The 303-nt window shown below is 49.5% G+C and carries 1 protein-coding gene; it reads left to right on the top strand.

Annotated elements, in window-relative coordinates; genetic code table 11:
* Window positions 1–65: 65 nt before the first annotated feature.
* A partial coding sequence (locus Q4563_RS18640; RefSeq protein ID WP_303605571.1) for an NAD(P)/FAD-dependent oxidoreductase occupies window positions 66–303 on the top strand: 238 nt, incomplete at its 3' end.

The following is a 303-nucleotide window of genomic DNA, read 5'->3' as shown; positions in this document are numbered from 1 at the left end:
GCATAATACCAGTCAATGCCTTGGCGGCAAGCGCTTGTTGGGCTGGTTAATATTTGGATAAATAAATGAAAAATCACACAAATGTCATCATTATCGGGGCCGGTGCTGCCGGGCTGATGTGTGCTGCTCAAGCGGCGGCCGGCGGCTGTTCTGTACGGCTATTGGATCATGCCAACAAAGCCGGTAAAAAGATTCTGATGTCGGGTGGCGGTCGTTGTAATTTTACCAATTACGATATTCAGCCCGACCGTTATCTCAGCCACAATCCTCACTTCTGCAAATCTGCCCTGAGCCGTTATACCC

The sequence above is a fragment of the Gilvimarinus sp. 1_MG-2023 genome (assembly GCF_030548285.1).
This window is presented reverse-complemented; position numbering and strand designations above follow the sequence as displayed.